Genomic DNA, 22,531 nt, shown 5'->3' with positions numbered 1-22,531 from the left:
ACAGGATAGGGAGAAATTAAAAGACGAGGTGTAGATAACGATGGCGAATGCATATAAGCAAGCAGGAGTAGATATTGAAGCTGGATATGAAGCGGTATCTCGCATGAAAAAACACGTACAAACAACAATGAGAAAAGAAGTACTAGGCGGTTTAGGCGGTTTTGGAGGTATGTTTGATCTATCAAAATTTGCATTAGAAGAACCTGTATTAGTATCTGGAACAGATGGCGTGGGAACGAAATTGATGCTCGCTTTTATGGCAGATAAACATGACACAATTGGTATTGATGCAGTAGCGATGTGTGTAAATGATATTGTTGTCCAAGGAGCAGAGCCGCTTTTCTTCCTTGATTATATTGCTTGTGGTAAAGCTGAACCTAGTAAAATTGAAAACATCGTCAAAGGTATATCAGAGGGCTGTCGCCAAGCTGGTTGTGCATTAATTGGTGGAGAAACAGCTGAAATGCCAGGAATGTATTCTACAGAAGAGTATGATTTAGCTGGTTTTACAGTTGGGATTGTTGATAAAAAGAAAATTGTAACAGGTGAAAAAATTGAAGCTGGTCACGTATTAATTGGATTAGCATCTAGCGGTATTCATAGTAACGGTTATTCTCTAGTACGAAAAGTATTACTAGAAGATGGAGAATTATCTTTAGATCGCATTTACGGACGCTTAGAACTACCTCTTGGTGAAGAGTTATTAAAACCAACGAAAATTTATGTCAAACCTATTTTAGAACTATTGAAGAAATATGAAGTATACGGTATGGCGCATATTACAGGTGGCGGATTCATTGAAAATATTCCACGTATGTTACCAGAAGGAATCGGTGCAGAAATTGAATTAGGATCTTGGAAAATTCAACCGATTTTTAGTTTACTTCAGGAGGTTGGAAAACTAGAAGAGAAAGAAATGTTCAATATTTTTAACATGGGTATTGGTATGGTAGTAGCGGTGAAGGAAGAAGAAGCAAAAGATATCGTTCGTCTTCTTGAAGAACAAGGAGAAACAGCTTGTATTATTGGACGTACTGTACAAGGGGCTGGCGTTACCTTCAATGGAGGCACAGCACTATGAGTAGATTAGCAGTTTTTGCTTCTGGAAGTGGCTCTAACTTTCAATCTCTCATCAATGCGGTAGAAGAAAAAAGATTAGGCGCAGAGATTAGTTTATTAGTATGTGATAAACCAGAAGCACGTGCCGTTGGACGGGCACATTATCATCATATTCCATGTTTCGCTTTTTCAGCGAAAGCATATGAGTCAAAAGAAGCATTTGAAAAAGAAATATTAAAGAAGCTAGAAGAGTATGAAATTGATTATGTTATTTTAGCTGGATATATGCGCTTAATTGGACCGACTTTACTAGAAGCTTATGGCGGAAGGATTATTAATATTCATCCATCACTATTACCGAGTTTTCCAGGGAAAGATGCTGTTGGCCAAGCGTTAGAAGCGGGTGTGAAAGTAACGGGAGTAACGATTCATTATGTGGATGCAGGTATGGATACAGGGCCAATTATTGCACAAGAAGCAGTAGTTGTTTCTGATGAGGATACGAGAGGAAGCTTACAAAAGAAAATTCAACAAGTTGAACATAAATTATACGTAAATACAGTGAATCAAATCGTTCAATCTGTGAAAGAACCAACTGTTAACTAACATACAACCAGGGGTGAAGGATAAATGAAGAAGCGTGCATTAGTAAGTGTTTCAGATAAAACAGGAGTAGTAGAATTTGTTAAAGGTTTACTAGAACAAGGGATCGAAGTTATATCAACAGGTGGTACGAAAAAATTACTAGAAGAAAACGGCTTACAAGTAATTGGTATTTCTGAAGTAACTGGGTTCCCAGAAATTATGGATGGTCGTGTGAAAACATTACATCCAAATATTCATGGTGGTCTATTAGCAGTTCGCGATAATGAAACGCATGTAGCGCAAATGAATGAGTTAGGTATGGAGCCAATTGATTTTGTTGTTGTTAACTTATACCCATTCAAAGAAACAATCGCTAAGCCTGATGTAACATTTGCTGATGCAATTGAAAACATTGATATCGGTGGCCCAACAATGATTCGCTCTGCTGCGAAAAATCATAAATTTGTATCGGTAATTGTAGATCCAGTAGATTATGATGTTGTATTAGCAGAACTGAGAGAGAACGGTGAAGTAAAAGAAGAAACGAAACGTAAATTAGCAGCGAAAGTATTCCGTCATACAGCGGCATATGATGCGTTAATCTCTAACTACTTAACAAAGCAAATGGGTGAAGAAAGCCCAGAAACATTAACAGTGACATTTGAGAAAAAACAAGATTTACGCTATGGAGAAAATCCGCATCAAAAAGCAACATTCTATAAAGCACCATTCGCTGTAACTTCTTCTGTTGCGTACGCAGAACAATTACACGGTAAAGAATTATCTTATAACAATATTAACGATGCAGATGCAGCGCTTAGTATCGTGAAAGAATTTACAGAGCCAGCAGTAGTAGCAGTAAAACATATGAATCCATGTGGTGTTGGAGTAGGAACTGATATTCATGAAGCATACACGCGTGCTTATGAAGCAGATCCAGTATCAATCTTTGGAGGTATTATCGCAGCAAATCGTGAAATTGATAAAGCTACAGCAGAAAAGTTACATGAAATTTTCTTAGAAATTGTTATCGCACCTTCGTTCTCGCAAGAAGCTTTAGAAGTGCTACAAAGTAAGAAGAACTTACGCTTACTAACTGTAAATATTGAAAAAGCGACAAATGCAAGCAAAAAACTAACTTCTGTACAAGGTGGACTTCTCGTTCAAGAGGAAGATACGTTATCATTAGATGAAAGTACAATTTCAATTCCAACGAAACGTGAACCTTCAGAGCAAGAATGGAAAGATTTAAAACTAGCTTGGAAAGTTGTAAAGCATGTGAAGTCAAATGCAATTGTTTTAGCGAAAGATGATATGACAATTGGTGTCGGTGCGGGACAGATGAACCGTGTAGGTTCTGCAAAAATCGCAATTACACAAGCTGGTGAAAAAGCACAAGGTAGCGCGCTTGCGTCTGATGCTTTCTTCCCAATGCCAGATACAGTAGAAGAAGCAGCAAAAGCAGGAATTACAGCAATCATTCAACCGGGCGGGTCAATCCGTGATGAAGATTCTATTAAAGTGGCGGATACGTATGGGATTGCTATGGTGTTCACTGGCGTACGTCATTTCAAACATTAATAGAGGATTTTTAAAAAGTCCGGTCAAGATAACAGTCGCATGTCGTCGTTGCATTGCCAGTGCGGTACTCATGTAGGAAAACTACACTCCGTGTCCTCCTGTCAAATGCGCCTCGACCTGCTCGGTTCTCTTGATCCTCTTTTTTAAACTTTTATTTATATGAAAACAAACTAGGAGCAGCATAGCTTCTAGTTTGTACTTATTTAAGTATCGGGGGATGAAATATGAATGTTTTAGTAATCGGTCGCGGTGGGCGTGAGCATGCTTTAGCTTGGAAGTTCGCGCAATCTGAAAAGGTAGAAAAGGTATATGTAGCACCGGGTAACGAAGGTATGCGCGATGTTGCAACACCAGTTGATATTGATGAAAATGATTTTGATGCATTAGTTTTATTTGCTAAAGAGAATAAGGTTGAATTAACTTTCGTTGGACCAGAAATTCCGCTTATGAATGGCATTGTTGATCGCTTTAAAGAAGAGGGGCTTCGTGTATTTGGCCCAAATAAAGCGGCTGCTGTTATTGAAGGTAGTAAAGCTTTTACAAAAGAATTGATGAAAAAGTATAATATTCCAACTGCGGCATATGAAACTTTTACAGATTATGAAGAAGCAGTACAGTACATTCAAAAAGTTGGTGCACCAATCGTTATTAAAGCGGATGGCCTAGCTGCTGGAAAAGGTGTAACGGTAGCGATGACGCTTGAAGAAGCATTACAGGCTACGAAAGAAATGCTACAAGATGTAAAGTTCGGCGAAGCAAGTAAAAAGGTTGTTATTGAAGAATTTTTAGATGGACAAGAATTTTCATTAATGGCATTTGTGAATGGAACAACTGTGTATCCGATGGTAATCGCTCAAGATCATAAACGAGCTTTTGATGGTGATAAAGGTCCAAATACAGGCGGAATGGGTGCGTATTCTCCGGTACCACAAATTCCGGAATCAGCAGTTGAAGAGGCGATAAAAACGGTATTGCATCCAACTGCTAAGGCGATGATCCAAGAAAATCGATCGTTTACAGGAATTTTATATGCGGGACTTATTTTAACAAATGATGGGCCAAAGGTAATTGAATTTAATGCACGCTTTGGTGATCCTGAAACAGAAGTTGTATTACCCCGCTTAGAAAATGATTTAGTGGATGTATGTAACGCCATATTAGATGAAAGTGAGTTAACGTTACAATGGTCAGAGGAAGCGGTAATTGGTGTTGTACTTGCTTCGAAAGGATATCCGGAAGCATATAAAAAAGGTGACATTATTAAAGGATTAGATGCATTGCAAGATGTAATTGTGTTTCATTCAGGTACAGCAATGAAACATGGTGATTTTGTAACAAACGGTGGCCGTGTACTATTTGTTGCTTGTAAGGCAAATAGTTTACAAGAAGCGAAAGATAAGGTGTATAAAGAAATCGGTAAAATTGAGAGTGATGGTCTGTTTTACCGAAGTGATATAGGATATCGTGCAATTGGGCATGAGATGACGAGAAGCTAATATGTAAAAATCCCGCTGATTTCTCAGCGGGATTTTTTATGCATCTTTATCTTTCTTCAATTTACCTTTTTGCTTTGCCATTTCTCGAAGTAAATACTCGATGTGTGCATTGACGCTACGAAACTCATCATTCGCCCATTTTTCGATGACTGCGTGTAATTCAGGATCAATACGTAATGGAAAGCTTTTCTTTTTAGCCATAATGATTTACAACCTTTTAGTATAGGCTTCCTGTATTAATAACCGGTTGCGCACCTTTATCTGAAACGATGGCAACTAATAAGTTGTTTACCATATTTGCTTTACGCTCGTCATCAAGTTCTAGTACGCCTTCTTCATCTAGCATATGGATTGAATCTTTTGCCATCTTCACAGCACCTTCAACAATCTCTTTTCTAGCAGCTAATACTGCTTTTGCTTGTTGACGTTGTAGCATTGCATGGGCAATTTCTGTTGCATAAGCTAAATGTGTTAAACGAGTTTCTAATACTTCTACGCCAGCAATTTCAAGGCGTGCTTCTAATTCACGTTTTAATTCTTCAGAGACTTCTTCAGTATTTCCACGTAATGTAACGCTGGTTTCATCTTGGAAATTGTCATAAGGATATTTCGTTGCAACGTGGCGGATTGCCGTTTCACTTTGAATTTCTACAAATCGATCATAATGTTCAACGCCGAACATCGCTTTTGCAGAATCAACAACCTTATAGACGATAACAGCTGCAATTTCAATTGGATTTCCGTCAACATCATTTACTTTTAATTTCTTACTATTAAAGTTTTCAACACGTAACGATACAGTTTGACGGAATGCGAACGGAATCGTTAAAAATAAACCGTTTTGACGAATTGTTCCTAAATAATTACCGAAAAACGTAATGACTTTTGCTTGGTTTGGTTGAACAATACCAATACCTGTAGCAAGAACTGCAGCTAAAATAATAGTTAATGCTGCTCCTATGAAAATTTCTTGCGCGAGGAAAAATACACCGATAGCGGCTAAAATCAAAATGCCAATAATCCCAAGAAAACCATTAACATAAAATACTTGTTTTTCTTTCATATGATCGCCTCCTGATATAAAAATGATATCACTTTTATATCATTTTAAGCAAGAGGTTTACACCTAATTTTCTGAATTTTATTGGTTAGGTATATCTTATGTATATTTTAAGGATTAAAATAAGAATGTATGTTCTGTTTTGTGGTAAAATAAAGAAGACTTAACCGCCCACTGCAGCAGCTAAGTCCCTTTGAGAGCATCTTACATCGTGACAAATGATTCAAAGCGGTTTTGCCAGGATTATATCTTCAATCGCTGACTCAATCTCTTTGTCAGAAGCGTCATAACTTCCATTTGACCGTGGTTTGTCATGATTGGAAGTTTGGTTCACTTCTTCTTTAGTATGTCCCTTTTCAGCGAAATTCATGCTAGGCATTTTAAATGCCCCCATGTTCATATATTTTCCGAATTTCCACATTTCAACAACAGGGCAGAAACGAACAATTCCCTCTGCAACTTTCATTGCACCAATCCATAGCAAAATGTTAGACCAAGCGCACCAAGGTTTGCGTACGAGTTTCGTTGCACTACAACCGAAGAGGATAAGTCCGAGTGTAATTCGAATTAGGGCATTTATTGTACCGATGTTTTGCTTCATTAGAAAAACACTCCTTTTTATGAAAGTTGAAATAGATAATACTATTTCTCTTATTAGTATCCCGCGTGATTTTTGGGATATGTAATCCAACATTTGACGGTGAAAAAGATGTTGGAATGTGCGTGTGTGTAAGTAGCTTTTTTTGTTATAATGAAAGAATGCATAAAAGGAAGTTCAAAATTAAATCCTCTCTTTTAGAAAAATGTGGAAGAGGGAATTCCAAACTTAATTCTCCGTTTTACACAAATATTTAAGATGAAGTTAAAAAAATCCTAATGAAAATAAGCTGTTATTTTGAACAGAAATATACATAAATAGAGAAAAGAAAGGGTGTTTTCATGTACGATATTTCCGGATGGAAACATGTATTTAAGCTTGATCCAAATAAGGAGTTAAGTGACGAACATTTAGAAATGATTTGTGAGTCTGGAACAGATGCTGTTATTGTAGGCGGAAGTGATGGAGTGACAATCGATAATGTATTACACATGCTAGTTAGCATTCGTAGATATGCAGTTCCTTGTGTGTTAGAGGTTTCTGATGTAGAAGCAATTACACCAGGATTTGATTTTTATTATATCCCAAGCGTTTTAAATAGCCGAAAGGTAGAATGGGTAACAGGTGTTCATCATGAGGCTTTGAAAGAATTTGGGGATATTATGGATTGGGACGAAATTTTCATGGAAGGGTATTGTGTTTTAAATCCTGAAGCGAAAGTAGCTCAGCTTACAGATGCGAAATGTGATGTAACAGAAGATGATGTGATTGCATACGCGCGTTTAGCAGACAAGCTATTACGTTTACCGATATTTTACTTAGAATATAGCGGTACGTATGGAGACGTTGAACTTGTTAAAAATGTAAAAGCACAATTGAAACAAGCGAAGTTATATTATGGCGGTGGTATTTCTAATGCAGAACAAGCGAAGGAAATGGCGCAGTACGCTGATACGGTAGTTGTTGGAAATATTATTTATGATGATATAAAAGCAGCGATAAAAACGGTTAAAGCAGTAAAAGGAGAGTAGGTGCAGGCGTATATGAGTATGACAGATAAGTTATTAAATGGTTTAAATCCGCAGCAACAAAAAGCAGTACAAACAACGAACGGACCACTTCTATTAATGGCAGGTGCAGGTAGTGGTAAAACACGTGTGTTAACACATCGTATTGCGTATTTACTTGGTGAAAAAGGTGTAGCACCGTGGAATGTACTAGCTATTACCTTCACAAATAAAGCCGCTCGTGAAATGCGCGAGCGTATTGATACACTTGTCGGACCAGAAGCGGAAGATATTTGGATTTCTACGTTCCACTCTATGTGTGTTCGTATTTTACGACGTGATATCGATCGTATTGGTATTAATCGTAACTTTACAATTTTAGATTCAGGCGATCAGTTAACTGTGGTCAAAAAAATTATGAAAGAGCGCAATATTGATCCGAAGAAATTTGAGCCTCGCTCTATTTTAGCTGGCATTAGTAATGCGAAAAATGAACTGCTATCTGCGGATAAATACGCAAAAAAAATTACAATTGCTGATCCATATGAAAAATTAACGAGCGATGTATATACAGAATATCAAAAGCGTCTTCTGAAAAATAACTCATTAGACTTTGATGATTTAATTATGACAACGATTCAATTATTTGAACGTGTTCCAGAAGTACTAGAGTTTTATCAGCGTAAATTCCAGTATATTCACGTGGATGAGTATCAAGATACGAACAAAGCACAGTACCTTCTTGTTAAACATTTAGCTGCACGTTTTAAAAATTTATGCGTTGTAGGTGACTCTGATCAGTCTATTTATCGCTGGCGTGGTGCGGATATTTCTAATATTTTGTCATTCGAAAAAGACTATGAGAATGCGCAAGTTATTTTGTTAGAACAGAACTATCGTTCGTCACAAAATATTTTAAATGCAGCGAATGCTGTTATTGAAAAAAATACGAATCGTAAACCGAAGAAATTATGGACTGATAATGAAGTTGGAAGCAAAATCTCATACTATCGTGCTGCAACGGAAAAAGACGAAGCGTACTTTGTTGCGAAAAAAATTCGTGATGATATTCAAATGGGGAAACGAAAATATACTGATTTTGCAGTGTTATATCGTACGAATGCGCAGTCTCGTATGGTCGAGGAGATTTTTCTGAAATCTAATATTCCTTACAAAATTGTCGGCGGTACGAAGTTCTATGATCGTAAAGAGATTAAAGACATTTTAGCGTATTTACGTTTAATTGGAAATCCAGATGATGAGATTAGTTTCGCACGTATTATAAACGTGCCAAAGCGCGGAATTGGTGCGACTTCTATCGATAAAATTATTAATTACGGTGTGCAAAATGGAATTTCATTAACAGCTGTATTTGATGAGATTGAGCATGTTGGAGTAAGTGCAAAGGTTACAAAGGCAGTAAAAGAATTCGCAGGTTTATTACACAACTGGGTAAATATGCAAGAGTATTTATCTGTTACAGAATTAGTGGAAGAAGTTATTGAAAAAACAGGCTATCGCGATATGTTGAAAAACGAGCGTACTTTAGAGGCGGAAGGTCGTCTAGAGAACTTAGATGAGTTTTTATCTGTTACGCAAACATTTGAATCTCAAAGCGAAGATAAGAGCCTTGTTGCATTCTTAACAGACTTAGCACTTGTTGCTGATATTGATCGTGTAGATGAAGATCCAACTGCTGGTGAGGAAGTTATTTTAATGACGATGCACTCAGCAAAAGGATTAGAATTCCCAGTTGTCTTTATTGTCGGTTTAGAGGAAGGAATATTCCCGCATACTCGCTCTCTAATGGAAGAAGATGAAATGCAAGAAGAGCGTCGTCTTGCTTATGTAGGTATTACTCGTGCAGAAGAAGAGTTATATTTATCCAATGCACAAATGCGCACTTTATTTGGTAGAACAAGTATGAACGCCGCATCTCGATTTATTACGGAAATCCCGGCAGAACTAGTCGAATCATTAAATGAAACAGCACCAAAGCGTGAAACTTCGTTTGGTACAAAAGGAAGAACGGCTAGTAGCAGTAAAACGACAGTCACAACTACAACACGCTCTCGTTCAGCTTTCGCGCGTCCTGCAGCTAAGACGACAGGCGGCGAGCAAATTGGCTGGGCAGTAGGCGATAAAGCTTCCCACCAAAAATGGGGAGTCGGTACAGTTGTCAGTGTAAAAGGTGAAGGTGATGCAAAAGAATTAGATATTGCGTTCCCAAGCCCAATTGGTGTTAAACGTTTGTTAGCAAAATTTGCACCTGTGACGAAACAATAGGAAAGGAATGAGGATATGTCAAAAGAGATAGCAAAAAAACGTATAGAAGAATTGCGTGATTTGTTAAATACATTTAACTATCAATATCACGTATTAGACAATCCTTCTGTTTCTGATGCGGAGTACGACCGTAATATGCAGGAGCTTATAAAATTAGAAGCAGAGAACCCAGAGTTTATGAGTGAAGACTCTCCCTCCGTTCGCGTTGGGGGGACTGTTCTTGATATATTTGAAAAAGTAACACATAAGTCACCGATGTTAAGTTTAGGAAATGCATTTAACGAAGGAGATTTACGTGATTTCGACCGACGAGTACGCCAAGGAATTGATGGTGCGAATGTAAGATATATATGCGAATTAAAAATTGACGGGCTTGCTGTTTCACTTCATTATGAAAAAGGGCGCTTTATTCAGGGGGCAACACGTGGTGATGGTGTAACAGGTGAAGATATTACCCAAAATCTAAAAACGATTAAAGCGATCCCGCTTCGTTTAAATGAAGAAGTAACGTTAGAAGCACGAGGCGAAGCTTATATGCCGAAGCGTTCATTCGTTAAATTAAATGAAGAAAAAGAGCAAAATGGTGAAGATGTATTTGCGAATCCGCGTAATGCGGCAGCGGGATCAATACGTCAACTGGACCCGAAAATTGCAGCGAAGCGTAACTTATCTATGTTTGTATACGGTCTTGCGAATGTAGAGGAAAAAACAATTCCATCACATAGTGAATCGCTTAATTTCTTAGGTGAACTTGGATTCAAAACAAATCCCAATCGACGCACATGTGAAACAATTGAAGAAGTTATAGCTTATGTAGAAGAATGGCAAGAAAAACGCCCGCATCTTGATTATGAGATTGATGGAATCGTTATAAAAGTAGATGATGTTGCTCTTCAAGAAAGTTTAGGAACTACAGCAAAGAGTCCAAGATGGGCAATTGCTTATAAATTCCCGGCTGAAGAAGTTGTAACAAGATTAACAGGTATTGAATTAAGTGTTGGTCGCACGGGGGTTGTAACACCGACTGCAGAGCTAGAGCCAGTGAGAGTGGCTGGTACGATCGTTCGTCGTGCTTCTTTACATAACGAAGATTTAATTCGTGAAAAAGACATTCGAATTGGTGACTACGTAGTTGTAAAGAAGGCCGGAGATATTATCCCTGAAGTTGTGAACGTTATTTTTGATAAGCGTACTGGTGAGGAAGAAGAATATCATATGCCAACGCATTGTCCAGCATGTGAGAGTGAACTAGTTCGTTTAGAAGAAGAGGTAGCTCTTCGTTGTATAAATCCAACTTGTCCAGCTCAAATTCGAGAAGGGTTAATCCACTTCGTTTCAAGAAATGCAATGAATATTGATGGACTTGGAGAACGTGTCATTACACAACTCTTTGATGCTGATTATATTCGTACATTCGCTGATTTATATTCGTTGACGAAAGAGCAATTATTGCAGTTAGAACGATTCGGTGAAAAATCAGCAACGAATTTAGTACAAGCAATTGAGAATTCTAAAGAAAACTCATTAGAGCGATTATTATTTGGTCTTGGTATTCGCCATGTTGGAGCGAAAGCAGCACGTACATTTGCAGAGCATTTTGAAACGATGGATGCACTTGTGAAAGCGACGGAAGAAGAACTAAAAGCAATTAATGAGATTGGTGAAAAAATGGCTCAATCCGTTGTGACGTATTTTGATAATGAAGACGTATTAGAGTTATTACAACAATTTAAGGAATACGGCGTGAACATGACATACAAAGGTATAAAAATTGCTGATTTACAAAATGTTGAGTCGTACTTCGCAGGAAAAACTGTCGTTTTAACAGGTAAATTAGAAGTGATGGGACGTAGTGAAGCAAAGAAAAAGATTGAGGCATTAGGTGGAAAAGTAACAGGAAGTGTTAGTAAAAGTACGGATTTAGTTGTTGCAGGTGAAGCAGCAGGTTCGAAATTAGCACAAGCGGAGAAGCATAATGTTGAGGTTTGGAATGAAGAGAGGTTCTTACAAGAGCTAAATAAGTAAGAGGTGCAAACTTACCATGAGAAAAATAGCATTAGCGGTATTAAGCCTTGGCCTACTTGTAAGTGGGTGTAGTGCAGGTGCCGATAAAGATGAGAAATCGGGGAAAGCAAAAGAACAAGCAATCGTTCCGAAGTACGCTATTTCGGATGAATATTATAAAGCGACTATTCCATTTGAAGCAGGAGCAGCACGTGGATTAGTTGTACAAGGAGTAAGTAATCGCCTTGATATAGATGAATTTGAAACAGGGTTAATGCGTATTGCGAAAGAATCCTTTAGTACGAAAGATCATTTCTTTAAAGGTGGAGATGTTCTAGATGCTCAAACTATACAAATGCTTGTTAAAAGAAAGCGTACAGATGCTGAGCAAAAGGAACTAGAGGACAAATTAAAAAAAGACGCAGTTAAATTTCCAAACATTGGTTTAAACCCAGCGTTAGGTGGAGGATCTGAATCATTAGAGGCAAAGAATCAAAAAAATCCAATATATATTTCAAATATTTTAGAGCATGATTATTATGTGAAAAAAGGTGAAACAGATGAGCGTAAAGGCATTGTAATTGGTTTAGCAATGAATTCGGTTCATTATTATGAGGAAGAGCATGGTTATCCGCGTGAAGCTAAAATTGAGCAAGCAAAAATGTTAGCTGAAGGGAAAAAAATGGCGCAAGAAATTTTGAAAGTTATGCATCAAAAAAAACCTGAAACAAAAAACCTTCCGATAACATTTGCAATTTACCGTCAGGCTCCAAAGGCTTCACTCGTACCAGGTAACTTTGTTTCTTATGCGAATGTTGAAAAAGGCAGTGAAACGGTTGAGGATTGGCAACAAATTAATGAGAAATATTATTTGTTCCCATCTGAACAAGCGAAAACAGATAATAAACGTGAAGATCTGGCGAGAGTATCAAACTTTAAAGCAAAACTAGGAGATTATTTCCAAGGAGACTATACAGCTGTTATCGGTACTGGTATGTATAGAGACGATGAATTAAGAGAAGTAAAGCTTGATATTCCTGTCCAGTTTAATGGGAAAGCAGAAATAATTGGCTTTACACAATATGTAGCTGGGCTTGTTATGGAATACTTCCCGAATTATATGAAAGTACAAGTAACGATTAAATCTGTAGAACGCCCAGAAGCGATTATTATACGTGAAGCGAAGCAAGATGAACCATTTGTGAAAATTTTAGATTAAATAGAAGGGTCGTTCCTTTATGGAACGGCTTTTTTTCTTGGTTAATTTTGTTATAATTTAAAATGTTATAAATAATGGGGTAAGGGGTAAAGCGCATGGACGAATTAAGTTTTCAAGTCATTATTTTATTAATTGCATTCGGCTTTTTAGCAGCTTTTATTGATTCAGTTGTTGGCGGCGGAGGATTAATCTCGCTTCCGGCACTTATGTTTGTTGGTTTACCACCAGCTTCGGCAATTGCAACGAATAAATTAGCTGCAACGATGGGGACGTTTACGAGTGCGATTTATTTCATTCGATCGGGAAAGGTCGATTTTAAAATTGTAGGAAAGTTAATCCCGTTAACTATTATAGGAGCAGTCGCAGGTGCTTTAGTAGTAAAGTTTATTCCGCCGGATATTTTACGACCGTTAGTGCTTGTGATGTTGGTATTCATTGCCATTTATATTATTGCGAAAAAAGATTGGGGAAGTGTATCTACCTATAAGAAGATGACGAAAAGAAAAACATTAATATTTTTCTTTGTTATTTTAATGATAGGGTTTTACGATGGATTTTTTGGGCCAGGGACAGGATCCTTTTTAATTTTTGCATTTTTATTAATTGGTTTGGATTTTATTCAAGCGGCAGCATCTGGAAAACTTTTGAACTTTGTTAGCAATATCGTATCGTTAATCACTTTTTTATTTTTAGATGTAATTCATTTTGAATACGGTATTATTATGGGATTATCAATGATTTTGGGCGCTTATTTTGGATCGAAGTTTGCGGTTCAAAAAGGTGTTGGATACATAAGAACTTTATTTTTGTTAGTAACTATTTTATTGATTAGCAAAAACATTTTGGAATATACTCATATTTTGTAGAGTTATACATTTGTATAACTCTGTTTTTTTATTATATTTTAAAAATTAATTAATTTTTAAAATATAAGTCTAGGAATATTTGAATAAATCTAAATTATCGTGTAGAATAATGTTGTAAAATGTAAACGTTTTTCTAAGGGGAGGCTAAAAAGAATGGTAGTAGCATACAAACATGAGCCATTTACAGATTTTTCAGTGGAGGCTAACAAATTAGCGTTTGAAGAAGGTTTAAAGAAAGTAGAATCGTATCTTGGACAAGACTATCCATTAATTATTGGGGGAGAAAAAATCACTACAGAAGACAAAATTGTTTCTGTAAACCCTGCAAATAAAGAGGAACTTGTTGGTCGCGTTTCAAAAGCAAGCCGTGAGTTAGCTGAAAAAGCAATGCAAGTAGCGGATGAAACATTCCAAACTTGGAGAAAATCAAAGCCAGAAATGCGTGCAGACATTTTATTCCGTGCTGCAGCAATCGTTCGTCGCAGAAAACATGAATTCTCTGCTATTCTTGTAAAAGAAGCAGGTAAACCATGGAATGAGGCAGATGCTGATACAGCAGAAGCAATCGACTTTATGGAATATTATGGTCGTCAAATGTTGAAATTAAAAGACGGAATTCCAGTAGAAAGCCGTCCAATTGAATATAATCGTTTCTCTTACATTCCATTAGGAGTAGGTGTTATCATTTCTCCTTGGAACTTCCCATTCGCAATTATGGCAGGTATGACAACAGCGGCTTTAGTTTCTGGTAACACAGTATTACTAAAACCAGCTAGTACAACTCCTGTAGTAGCAGCGAAATTCATGGAAGTATTAGAAGAAGCTGGCTTACCAGCTGGTGTAGTAAACTTCGTACCGGGTAGCGGTTCTGAAGTTGGTGACTACTTAGTAGATCACCCTCGTACACGTTTCATTAGCTTCACTGGGTCTCGTGATGTAGGTATCCGTATTTATGAGCGCGCAGCGAAAGTAAACCCAGGCCAAATTTGGTTAAAACGCGTTATCGCTGAAATGGGCGGTAAAGATACAATCGTTGTTGATAAAGAAGCAGATCTTGAATTAGCAGCTAAATCTATCGTTGCATCAGCATTTGGATTCTCAGGACAAAAATGTTCTGCATGTTCTCGTGCAGTAATCCACGAAGATGTATACGATCACGTATTAAATCGTGCTGTTGAATTAACGAAAGAATTAACAGTTGCTAACCCAGCTGTATTAGGTACAAATATGGGTCCTGTTAATGACCAAGCTGCATTCGATAAAGTAATGAGCTATGTTGCAATTGGTAAAGAAGAAGGTAGAATCTTAGCAGGTGGCGAAGGAGACGATTCTAAAGGCTGGTTCATCCAACCAACAATCGTTGCTGACGTTGCAGAAGATGCTCGCCTAATGAAAGAAGAAATCTTCGGACCAGTAGTAGCATTCTGTAAAGCAAAAGACTTTGACCATGCACTTGCAATTGCAAATAATACAGAATACGGTTTAACAGGAGCAGTTATTTCTAACAACCGTGACCATATTGAAAAAGCACGTGAAGACTTCCACGTAGGTAATTTATACTTCAACCGTGGATGTACTGGTGCAATCGTAGGTTACCAACCATTCGGTGGCTTTAACATGTCTGGTACAGACTCTAAAGCTGGTGGCCCTGACTACTTAGCACTTCACATGCAAGCAAAAACTACTTCTGAAACTTTATAAGAAATAGTAAAAGAGATCTTCGCAGTCTGCGAAGATCTCTTTTTTTTGAAAAAATTATCTATATATGGATCAAGATAGATATCAGTAGAAAAACTAATAAGGTTTACTTCAGTAAAATAAGGTATATTATATTGATTGAATAGATTCTCTTTAAAGACAAGAAAAGTAGGTGAACAAAGTGGGAAAATATCAATTGGATTATAAAGGCCAGGTAGCTGTGGCAAAGTTTCATGAAAAACAGACGCCTGTCAAATTTGATAAAAAGCAGCAAATTGAAAAATTGCGTGCGGAATATTTGAAAAAGAAGCAAAAACAAACAGGAAAATAATAGGGGAGACTAGTTAGTTTGAACGAAAAACGATTTACTATATATTACTAATTGGCGAATAGAACTAGCTAAACCCTATTCATATCGGGATAAACATGTAAATAGAAACAAAACAATGAGAAAAGTTGACTTATTAGTCACATTTTTAGTATTCATTTTAAGGATTTCCTGTATAATACAATTTGAAAGAAAATCTATGGTTTGACAAGAAACACTCCTTTCGGTTTTGCTCACTGAAGGGAGTGTTTTTTTGTAGCTACAAACTCCTCTGTGCTCATTACATTTGCATATACGCCATTTAAACTAGCCAAAATTGTGTTATGAATATAAACGGCTGGTATAGTAGCATTCTTAAAAGAAAGATCTTTTGTAGCACAAGCATCATGTATAACGGTACATTGAAAGCCGAAATCAAAAGCAGCTCTCACGGTAGCATCAATACACATATGAGTCATCATCCCACATATGACGACGTGCTCGATGTTTAAACGTTGTAATTGTTCTAGAAGATCAGTTTCCCGAAAACTATTTGGATAATGTTTGATTATAACGGTTTCATTTCTAAGTGGGCGTACGCTTTTATGAATATGTACACCTTCTGTATTTGGTAGGAAAAAAGTAGCGTCATCTTTTATTGCTACATGTTGGATATGAAAAATAGGTTCATTTCTCGTTCTAAAGAGTTGTAGTAGCTGATTAGCATAGTCGCTTGCTTCTACCGGATTACGTAATTCCATCTTTCCTTGTGGAAAATAATCATTTTGAATATCAACGAGTAAAAGGGCTGTTTTCATATATTTATCTTCCTCCGATTTTATATTCAAATAATGGTATTCAATTAGTAGAGAAGATTATCCTTTTAAAAAATATGCGAGAGGAGAATTTTACATAACTTTAAAAAATACGATTTTCTCATGGAATTTCATCTGAAAATTATAATAAAGAAATAATTGATACTTTTCTAAAAAATGTATTGACTCTTATTATTCTGAGTTCTATAATGAGAATTAATTAAACGACAATTAAATCGATACATTCTTATCCAGAGAGGTGGAGGGACTGGCCCTACGATACCTCAGCAACGGGTTTTTTAATACCGTGCTAACTCCAGCAAGCCTTATAAAGGCTTGGAAGATGAGAAGATGTGAACGAGTACATATAAGTGCTCTCCTTCTTATCTTTATGTTTGATAAGAAGGAGAGCACTTTTTATTTTACCTCGAAAGCTCTACTTCAAGTTTTTACAGCATATAGGAGGGGAAAAAATGATTTCTTTTAACAACGTAAGCAAAGTATATGAATCAGGTGGGCAATCTGTTCATGCGGTGGAGGATGTAACGTTATCGATTGAAAAGGGCGAAATTTTCGGCATTATCGGTTTTAGTGGCGCTGGAAAGAGTACGTTATTACGCTTAGTAAATATGTTAGAGAGACCAACAGCAGGAACGATTTCAATAGATGATAAAGATATTACATCACTATCGACGAAAGAATTACGGAAGCTAAGACAAAGAATAGGGATGATTTTTCAAAGTTTTAATTTATTTAATTCAAGAACAGTGTTTGGGAATATTGCGTATCCATTAAAATTAGCGAAAGTACCAAAGAATGAGATAAAAGAAAGAGTAAATGAACTGCTGAAGTTTGTCGGGTTAGAAGATAAAGCAGACTATTATCCAGAGCAACTATCAGGTGGTCAAAAACAGCGTGTTGGTATTGCTAGGGCACTGGCGACATCACCTGATATCCTTATATGTGATGAGGCAACATCAGCTTTAGATCCAGAAACAACGACAGAAATTTTGAGCTTATTAAAGAAAGTAAATCGAGAATACAATGTAACAATTCTTCTTATTACACATGAAATGCATGTTGTGAAAGAAATTTGTCACCGTGTAGCTGTAATGGAGAAGGGAAAGGTTATTGAAGAAGGAAAACTGTTTGACGTTTTTACACAACCAAAAACAAAGACGACTCAAAACTTTGTACGCTCTATCATTAATGATCATTTACCGGAAAGTGTTCTAGGGAAAATTCAAAATGGTGGACAGATTTATCGCTTAACATTTACTGGCGAAGAGACAGGACAGCCGGTACTATCGTATATCGCGAAAAATTATAACGTCGATGTAAACGTACTGTACGGAAATATTATTGAACTTCAAAATGTGTTATTTGGAAATTTACTTGTAGAACTGCAAGGTGAGCAGAAAGAAATTCAAAAAGCATTACAACATCTAAGACTACAAGTGCAGCTGAAGGAGGTAGAAGCTCATGCGAGTTGATTGGAGTATATTTTGGCCCCGCATAGTAGATGCGACGGGGGATACCCTCTTAATGGTAATTGTAACCTTAATATTCGCTACAATTCTTGGTATACCCCTAGGTTTACTTTTATATGTAACGAGAAAAGGAAACTTTTTAGAAAATAAATGGATCTTTTCTATTCTTAATATCATTATTAATACAATTCGTCCGGTTCCATTCATCATCTTCTTAGTAGCTTTAAGCCCACTAACAAGAAGTGTTATCGGAACGACGATTGGAACAGCAGCAGCAATTTTCCCAATGACGTTAGTTGCATCAATTGGTATTGCTAGAATGGTTGAAACAAATCTTGTTTCAGTTCCAAAGGGGGTCATTGAAGCTGCTCAAGCAATGGGTGCTTCACCATTTAGAATTGTTTTTGAAATTCTTGTACCAGAAGCGTTAGCACCATTAATCTTAGGAGTTACATTTATGACAGTTGGTTTAATTGAATTTTCTGCAGTTGCTGGGCTTGTCGGTGGTGGCGGTCTTGGTGACTTAGCGATGACATATGGTTATCAACGTTTTGATACATCAGTTATGTTCGTAACAGTCGTTTTACTTATTATTCTCGTACAGGTAGCTCAAAATTTAGGAAACTACTTTGCAAAAGTCTTTTTACGCAGATCATAAAAGGGAAGAGGGGAAAAGGAAATGAAGAAAATTTTAGCATTTGCATTATCAGCAATTGTAGGGATTTCAGCGTTAAGTGGTTGTTCAGATGCAGGAGCAAAAGAGAAGACAGTCCGCATTGGTGTAACTGGAACGGATGGAAACGCTTGGGAAATTGTAAAGGAAAAAGCTGAAAAAGAAGGGATTAAAGTTAAACTGGTTGAGTTCTCTGATTACACAACGCCAAATAAAGCGTTAGCTGATGGAGATATTGAACTAAATTCATTCCAGCATATTGCTTTCTTAGAGCAGTTTAAAAAAGAGCATAAGTTAGATATTACAGCTGTTGGTACAACGCAAATTGCACCAATGGGCTTATATTCTGAAAAATATAAGAAAGCAAATGAAATTCCAGATGGTTCAGAAATTGCGATTCCAAATGATCCAACGAACCAAGCGCGTGCATTAAAACTTCTTGATGCAGCTGGATTATTAAAGCTTAAGAAAGACTTTGGCTTATTCGGAGATCCAAGCGGCATTGCTGAAAACCCGAAGAAGTTAAAAGTTACACCGGTTATCGCACAGCAAACACCTCGTGTATTAAAAGATGTTGCAGCGTCAGTTATTAATAACGGTGTTGCTGGTCAAGCTGGACTAGATCCAGCGAAGGATCCGATTTTCTTAGAAGATCCAAAGAATGAAAATGCGAAGCCATATATTAATATTTTCGCAGCTCGTACGAAAGATAAAGATGATCCAACACTGAAAAAAGTAATTGAACTATATCATTCAAAAGAAGTAACAGATGCAATTAAGAAAGAAACAAATGATGGTTCCATTTCAGTAGATCTTTCACTTGATGAGCTTGAAAAAATCGTAAAATAATGATTGAGTTTAACGGGCTAGCAGAAGGAACCCCTCCGCTGTTAGTTCGTTCAACATATAATCTACTTAACAAACAAACCCTAATTCTGTACCTTCCAATTCTGTATAACGTAGAATCCAATGTTTGTTAAGTAGAGTAATGGACCAGGAGTTTTCCTGGTCTTTTTTTTATGAATGAAGGTAGCTAGCGAATAGTAAGGTAATCCAAATTATAACAGGGTAAGAAAATAAGCTGAAAATGAGTGTAATTACGAATTTCTTTTGATAAATTAAGTGTTTTTGGGATGAAAAAAAGAAAATCGAAAAGATGAAAATGAAAGCTGCCGATATTACGCCAGGGTTATAGGAACGGTAAATGAAAAACAAAATAATATGTTGAACGGAGTTGAAGAATATAGCCCCTTGTATAAAAATAACCCAGTATATAGAAGACAAGAAGTTTAGTTGATATAGAAAGACGATAAGTAAGACAAAGATTGTTAATGCGGAAATGGCAATGAAAAATTGTTGGCTTGTTATAAAATGAATTGAAAATTGATTAGCAAGATATTGTGGCATTTGGAAAGATTCTTCTAGGTTATGAATGAAAAATAACAAGGGAATAATCCAAAACATAATAGTGGAATGTTTTTTCAACAACTTAGATCACTCCAATATGGAGATAGAAAGCCTACAAAGGCCCTCTATCCAGAGATGTTCATTCAATTATGATACTTTTTAAATTATCTTCATGATGCTCTTGTTCTTGCGGATAAGCAGCTAGCTCCTCTTGTAAAATATTTAGCATTTGCTTAGCTGATTTCTGGATTGGTGTAGGTAACTCTTCTAATATATGCATGCCGACTTCTATTTTTGTACGAATTACCTTCCTTAGTAGTTCCTCACGCATGTACTACACCTCCAAATCGAATGTTTAGTACATCATCTTCGAATTTTGCTCCTTGAATAGAAAGGTGTGTTAACGTTTTTGGTAATGTGATGTTCCGCTTAACAGACCCAGCTCGAATAATAAGCTCATCACCTTTTTGATTTAATGAAAGTTCGCTTCTGTTTGAGAAAGGAATGGACAGAACGAAAATATACTCAGCGCCATCTTTTTTTACATATTGAGTGCGGCCGTTAAATTTCACTTCTGTAGGAGAAGAGTCAGATTTAAATAAAGCGTCTCCTACACGTTCTAACATAGATAGACCGACAACCTCTTGTTCAAACATTGGAGCTTCATAAATAGGAAGGGGCTGAAAACTATCTTGAATTAATGTTTTATATTTCTTTTGGGTATCTTTCCATGCTTGAAAATAAGGATCGGTGACAGTGTTAGGGATGACGCGGTTAATCATAATGGCATCTACGTTATAATCGTATAAGTTTAAATAAGTAAAGCTACGCTGAGCCTCTTTAATGACCATTTTTTCGGGATTTACAACGATGCGGATACTTGTTACGTCTCGGTTTGATAAAATATCTCTCATTTCTCCAAGCTGTTCAAGTGTATTTGTTAATTCGTCCATAATATCATCGGTTGGAAGGGGGACACCAAGAAGTGGTTGAGCTACAGGACGAACGATTTTTAAAACTTTTCTTTTAATAGGGAATAATCTTTCCATCCACCAGCCGAGCATGTCTGGGAAACTGAGCATGGCTAATGTTTCTCCTGTTGGCGCGCAATCAATGATAATAACATCAAATGTGTTTTGTTTATAATAATCTAGTACGCGAAGTAAGCTAATTAAATCTTCCATACCAGGAAACATCGTTAACTCTTCGGTTGTAATATCATCAGCTGCTTTGGAAGTAAATAGCAAGGTAATGTATTTCTGTAACTTTCCCCAGCCTTTTTCCATCTCATAAATCGTATTAATTTCTTGTACCCACAAATTTTCACAAATTTCTAGTGGCTCAGAAGATAACTTTATACCAAATGAATCTCCTAAACTATGGGCTGGGTCTGTGCTCATCACTAAAGTTTTTAAGCCTTGTTTTGCACTTTGAAGTGCTGTTGCTGCGGAAATGCTAGTTTTTCCTACGCCGCCTTTACCTGTATACAAAATAATTCTCATTATCATATCCCCTTTGTTTCGAGTATCGAATATTACGAGTTACGAAATATTTTTTTGAATAAAAACCCTATTAGGGTTTTTATTCAATCGGAATGTTTTTTATTTTAGGTGTAGAAACTTTTTCTTCTGTTCTTTGCTGTGACGTAGCAATGTGATTCATAATCTTTTGGAATATTTGTAGTAAGAATGTTTTTTCTTCTTCTGATAATGCTTCTGTCACTAGGTTAAAGTAATGGGCTGCATTTTGTTTTACTTCTTGAACGAGCGTTACACCGTTTTCTGTTAAGCGAATTAATACAATGCGTCGGTCGTTTTCATCACGGTACCTTTCGATATATCCCTTTTTTACAAGGCGATTTACAACACCTGTCGTTGTACTCATCGGTATATCAAGAAGGTCAGCGATTTTTGTCATTGTAATATCTGTATTTCTCTCCATCCAAAGTAAACAAAATACTTCTGTTTTAGAAAGTGTTAAATCTAGGCTTACCCATTCCTCAGGATAGAAAAGTTTCTTGGCGTTATCTAGCAGTAAGTCTAAAAAATGTTCGTATTGCAACAATTAATTCCACTCCCGTATATTTCGAGGTTCGTAATATTTGTTTTTATTTTATGTAGAATTGAAATAAATGTCAATTATTTTGGCTGTTTTTTCAGATTAGACAGAAAACTAACTTTAAAATAGTATTCTTTTGTGATAGATTTATAAATATAAAATGAGAATTTACATAAAGTGAAACTTTAATCAGTGGGGGTTTTCTTCATCTCCACTGATTATTAGTTGAACCAATCGGTCTTTTATGGGCAGCTCGATCCCCACCTAAATTCTTTGCTTTCGCTGAATTTTGAGGTGGGGGGGGTTACTGCCCATTAAAGTG

22 protein-coding genes and 1 riboswitch are annotated in these 22,531 nt (G+C 36.6%); of the genes, 14 read left to right on the top strand and 8 right to left on the bottom strand.

What is annotated here, in order from left to right:
* Positions 1-40: 40 nt before the first annotated feature.
* The 4 genes from purM to purD all read left to right on the top strand — a co-directional run bounded on the left by purM (position 41) and on the right by purD (position 4,721).
* A complete protein-coding gene (purM, locus tag ACZ76X_RS23295) occupies positions 41-1,081 on the top strand; it encodes a phosphoribosylformylglycinamidine cyclo-ligase (protein ID WP_479851814.1) in 1,041 nt (346 codons plus the stop codon).
* Entirely contained in the window at positions 1,078-1,665 is a 588-nt protein-coding gene (gene purN / locus ACZ76X_RS23290; RefSeq protein WP_479851813.1) for a phosphoribosylglycinamide formyltransferase, read from the top strand. The genes purM and purN overlap by 4 nt, the downstream gene beginning before the upstream one ends.
* 24 nt (positions 1,666-1,689) lie before the next feature.
* Positions 1,690-3,225 carry a bifunctional phosphoribosylaminoimidazolecarboxamide formyltransferase/IMP cyclohydrolase gene (gene purH, locus ACZ76X_RS23285; protein WP_479851812.1) on the top strand — a complete coding sequence of 512 codons (1,536 nt, stop codon included), beginning with the start codon at positions 1,690-1,692 and terminating at the stop codon, positions 3,223-3,225.
* Positions 3,226-3,449: 224 nt separating this feature from the next.
* Entirely contained in the window at positions 3,450-4,721 is a 1,272-nt protein-coding gene (purD, locus tag ACZ76X_RS23280; protein ID WP_479851811.1) for a phosphoribosylamine--glycine ligase, read from the top strand.
* Between the two features lie 36 nt (positions 4,722-4,757).
* Here the strand turns inward: purD and ACZ76X_RS23275 are convergent, their stop codons facing one another.
* The 3 genes from ACZ76X_RS23275 to ACZ76X_RS23265 all read right to left on the bottom strand — a co-directional run bounded on the left by ACZ76X_RS23275 (position 4,758) and on the right by ACZ76X_RS23265 (position 6,382).
* Complete coding sequence (locus tag ACZ76X_RS23275; RefSeq protein ID WP_001085171.1) at positions 4,758-4,922, bottom strand: type II toxin-antitoxin system antitoxin; 165 nt, start codon at positions 4,920-4,922, stop codon at positions 4,758-4,760.
* 16 nt (positions 4,923-4,938) lie between these two features.
* Complete coding sequence (locus ACZ76X_RS23270; RefSeq protein WP_088231847.1) at positions 4,939-5,784, bottom strand: SPFH domain-containing protein; 846 nt, start codon at positions 5,782-5,784, stop codon at positions 4,939-4,941.
* 220 nt (positions 5,785-6,004) lie between these two features.
* The gene (locus ACZ76X_RS23265; protein WP_479851810.1) at positions 6,005-6,382 is read right to left on the bottom strand and encodes a YgaP family membrane protein; all 378 of its coding nucleotides are present in this window, start codon (positions 6,380-6,382) and stop codon (positions 6,005-6,007) included.
* 338 nt (positions 6,383-6,720) lie between these two features.
* Here ACZ76X_RS23265 and pcrB point away from each other — a divergent pair, with 338 nt between their 5' ends.
* The 7 genes from pcrB (at position 6,721) to ACZ76X_RS23230 (ending at position 15,790) form a co-directional block, all read left to right on the top strand.
* Positions 6,721-7,410, top strand: a complete 690-nt coding sequence (gene pcrB / locus ACZ76X_RS23260; RefSeq protein WP_098670353.1) for a heptaprenylglyceryl phosphate synthase — start codon at positions 6,721-6,723, stop codon at positions 7,408-7,410.
* Positions 7,411-7,422: 12 nt separating this feature from the next.
* Entirely contained in the window at positions 7,423-9,672 is a 2,250-nt protein-coding gene (gene pcrA, locus ACZ76X_RS23255; protein ID WP_142337634.1) for a DNA helicase PcrA, read from the top strand.
* A gap of 15 nt (positions 9,673-9,687) precedes the next feature.
* Positions 9,688-11,697, top strand: a complete 2,010-nt coding sequence (gene ligA, locus ACZ76X_RS23250) for an NAD-dependent DNA ligase LigA (protein WP_479851809.1) — start codon at positions 9,688-9,690, stop codon at positions 11,695-11,697.
* A gap of 16 nt (positions 11,698-11,713) precedes the next feature.
* Complete coding sequence (locus ACZ76X_RS23245; protein ID WP_479851808.1) at positions 11,714-12,895, top strand: CamS family sex pheromone protein; 1,182 nt, start codon at positions 11,714-11,716, stop codon at positions 12,893-12,895.
* Between the two features lie 95 nt (positions 12,896-12,990).
* Positions 12,991-13,761, top strand: a complete 771-nt coding sequence (locus tag ACZ76X_RS23240) for a TSUP family transporter (RefSeq protein WP_479851807.1) — start codon at positions 12,991-12,993, stop codon at positions 13,759-13,761.
* 153 nt (positions 13,762-13,914) lie between these two features.
* Positions 13,915-15,462: an L-glutamate gamma-semialdehyde dehydrogenase gene (gene pruA / locus ACZ76X_RS23235; protein WP_000259559.1), complete on the top strand. Its 1,548-nt coding sequence runs from the start codon at positions 13,915-13,917 to the stop codon at positions 15,460-15,462.
* Between the two features lie 178 nt (positions 15,463-15,640).
* Positions 15,641-15,790, top strand: coding sequence for a hypothetical protein (locus tag ACZ76X_RS23230; RefSeq protein ID WP_479851806.1), 150 nt, complete (start codon positions 15,641-15,643; stop codon positions 15,788-15,790).
* Positions 15,791-16,020: 230 nt separating this feature from the next.
* Here the strand turns inward: ACZ76X_RS23230 and ACZ76X_RS23225 are convergent, their stop codons facing one another.
* The gene (locus ACZ76X_RS23225) at positions 16,021-16,584 is read right to left on the bottom strand and encodes a cysteine hydrolase family protein (protein ID WP_479851805.1); all 564 of its coding nucleotides are present in this window, start codon (positions 16,582-16,584) and stop codon (positions 16,021-16,023) included.
* Positions 16,585-16,825: 241 nt separating this feature from the next.
* Positions 16,826-16,931: riboswitch (SAM riboswitch) on the top strand.
* Positions 16,932-17,054: 123 nt separating this feature from the next.
* On the opposite strand from ACZ76X_RS23225, the gene ACZ76X_RS23220 reads away from it, so the two are divergent.
* Genes ACZ76X_RS23220 through ACZ76X_RS23210 form a run of 3 tightly spaced genes read left to right on the top strand, consistent with a single transcriptional unit; the run spans position 17,055 to position 19,593 of the window.
* Positions 17,055-18,074, top strand: coding sequence for a methionine ABC transporter ATP-binding protein (locus tag ACZ76X_RS23220; protein ID WP_479851804.1), 1,020 nt, complete (start codon positions 17,055-17,057; stop codon positions 18,072-18,074).
* Positions 18,064-18,729, top strand: coding sequence for a methionine ABC transporter permease (locus ACZ76X_RS23215; protein WP_078420116.1), 666 nt, complete (start codon positions 18,064-18,066; stop codon positions 18,727-18,729). The genes ACZ76X_RS23220 and ACZ76X_RS23215 overlap by 11 nt, the downstream gene beginning before the upstream one ends.
* 21 nt (positions 18,730-18,750) lie before the next feature.
* Positions 18,751-19,593: a MetQ/NlpA family ABC transporter substrate-binding protein gene (locus ACZ76X_RS23210; protein ID WP_479851803.1), complete on the top strand. Its 843-nt coding sequence runs from the start codon at positions 18,751-18,753 to the stop codon at positions 19,591-19,593.
* A gap of 168 nt (positions 19,594-19,761) precedes the next feature.
* Here ACZ76X_RS23210 and ACZ76X_RS23205 read toward each other — a convergent pair whose 3' ends face one another.
* From ACZ76X_RS23205 to ACZ76X_RS23190, 4 genes are all read right to left on the bottom strand, one after another.
* Positions 19,762-20,229 (bottom strand): HXXEE domain-containing protein, encoded by a 468-nt coding sequence (locus ACZ76X_RS23205; RefSeq protein WP_479851822.1) that lies wholly within the window; start codon positions 20,227-20,229, stop codon positions 19,762-19,764.
* Positions 20,230-20,290: 61 nt separating this feature from the next.
* Positions 20,291-20,482 carry a DUF3926 domain-containing protein gene (locus tag ACZ76X_RS23200; protein WP_479851802.1) on the bottom strand — a complete coding sequence of 64 codons (192 nt, stop codon included), beginning with the start codon at positions 20,480-20,482 and terminating at the stop codon, positions 20,291-20,293.
* Complete coding sequence (locus ACZ76X_RS23195) at positions 20,475-21,656, bottom strand: ArsA family ATPase (RefSeq protein ID WP_479851821.1); 1,182 nt, start codon at positions 21,654-21,656, stop codon at positions 20,475-20,477. The genes ACZ76X_RS23200 and ACZ76X_RS23195 overlap by 8 nt, the downstream gene beginning before the upstream one ends.
* A gap of 76 nt (positions 21,657-21,732) precedes the next feature.
* Positions 21,733-22,215: a MarR family winged helix-turn-helix transcriptional regulator gene (locus ACZ76X_RS23190; protein WP_479851801.1), complete on the bottom strand. Its 483-nt coding sequence runs from the start codon at positions 22,213-22,215 to the stop codon at positions 21,733-21,735.
* Between the last annotated feature and the right edge of the window lie 316 nt (positions 22,216-22,531).

This window comes from Bacillus sp. BC05(2025) (assembly GCF_056725905.1).
Note: the sequence above shows the minus strand (reverse complement) of the source record. Positions and strands in the feature narration are given on the sequence as shown.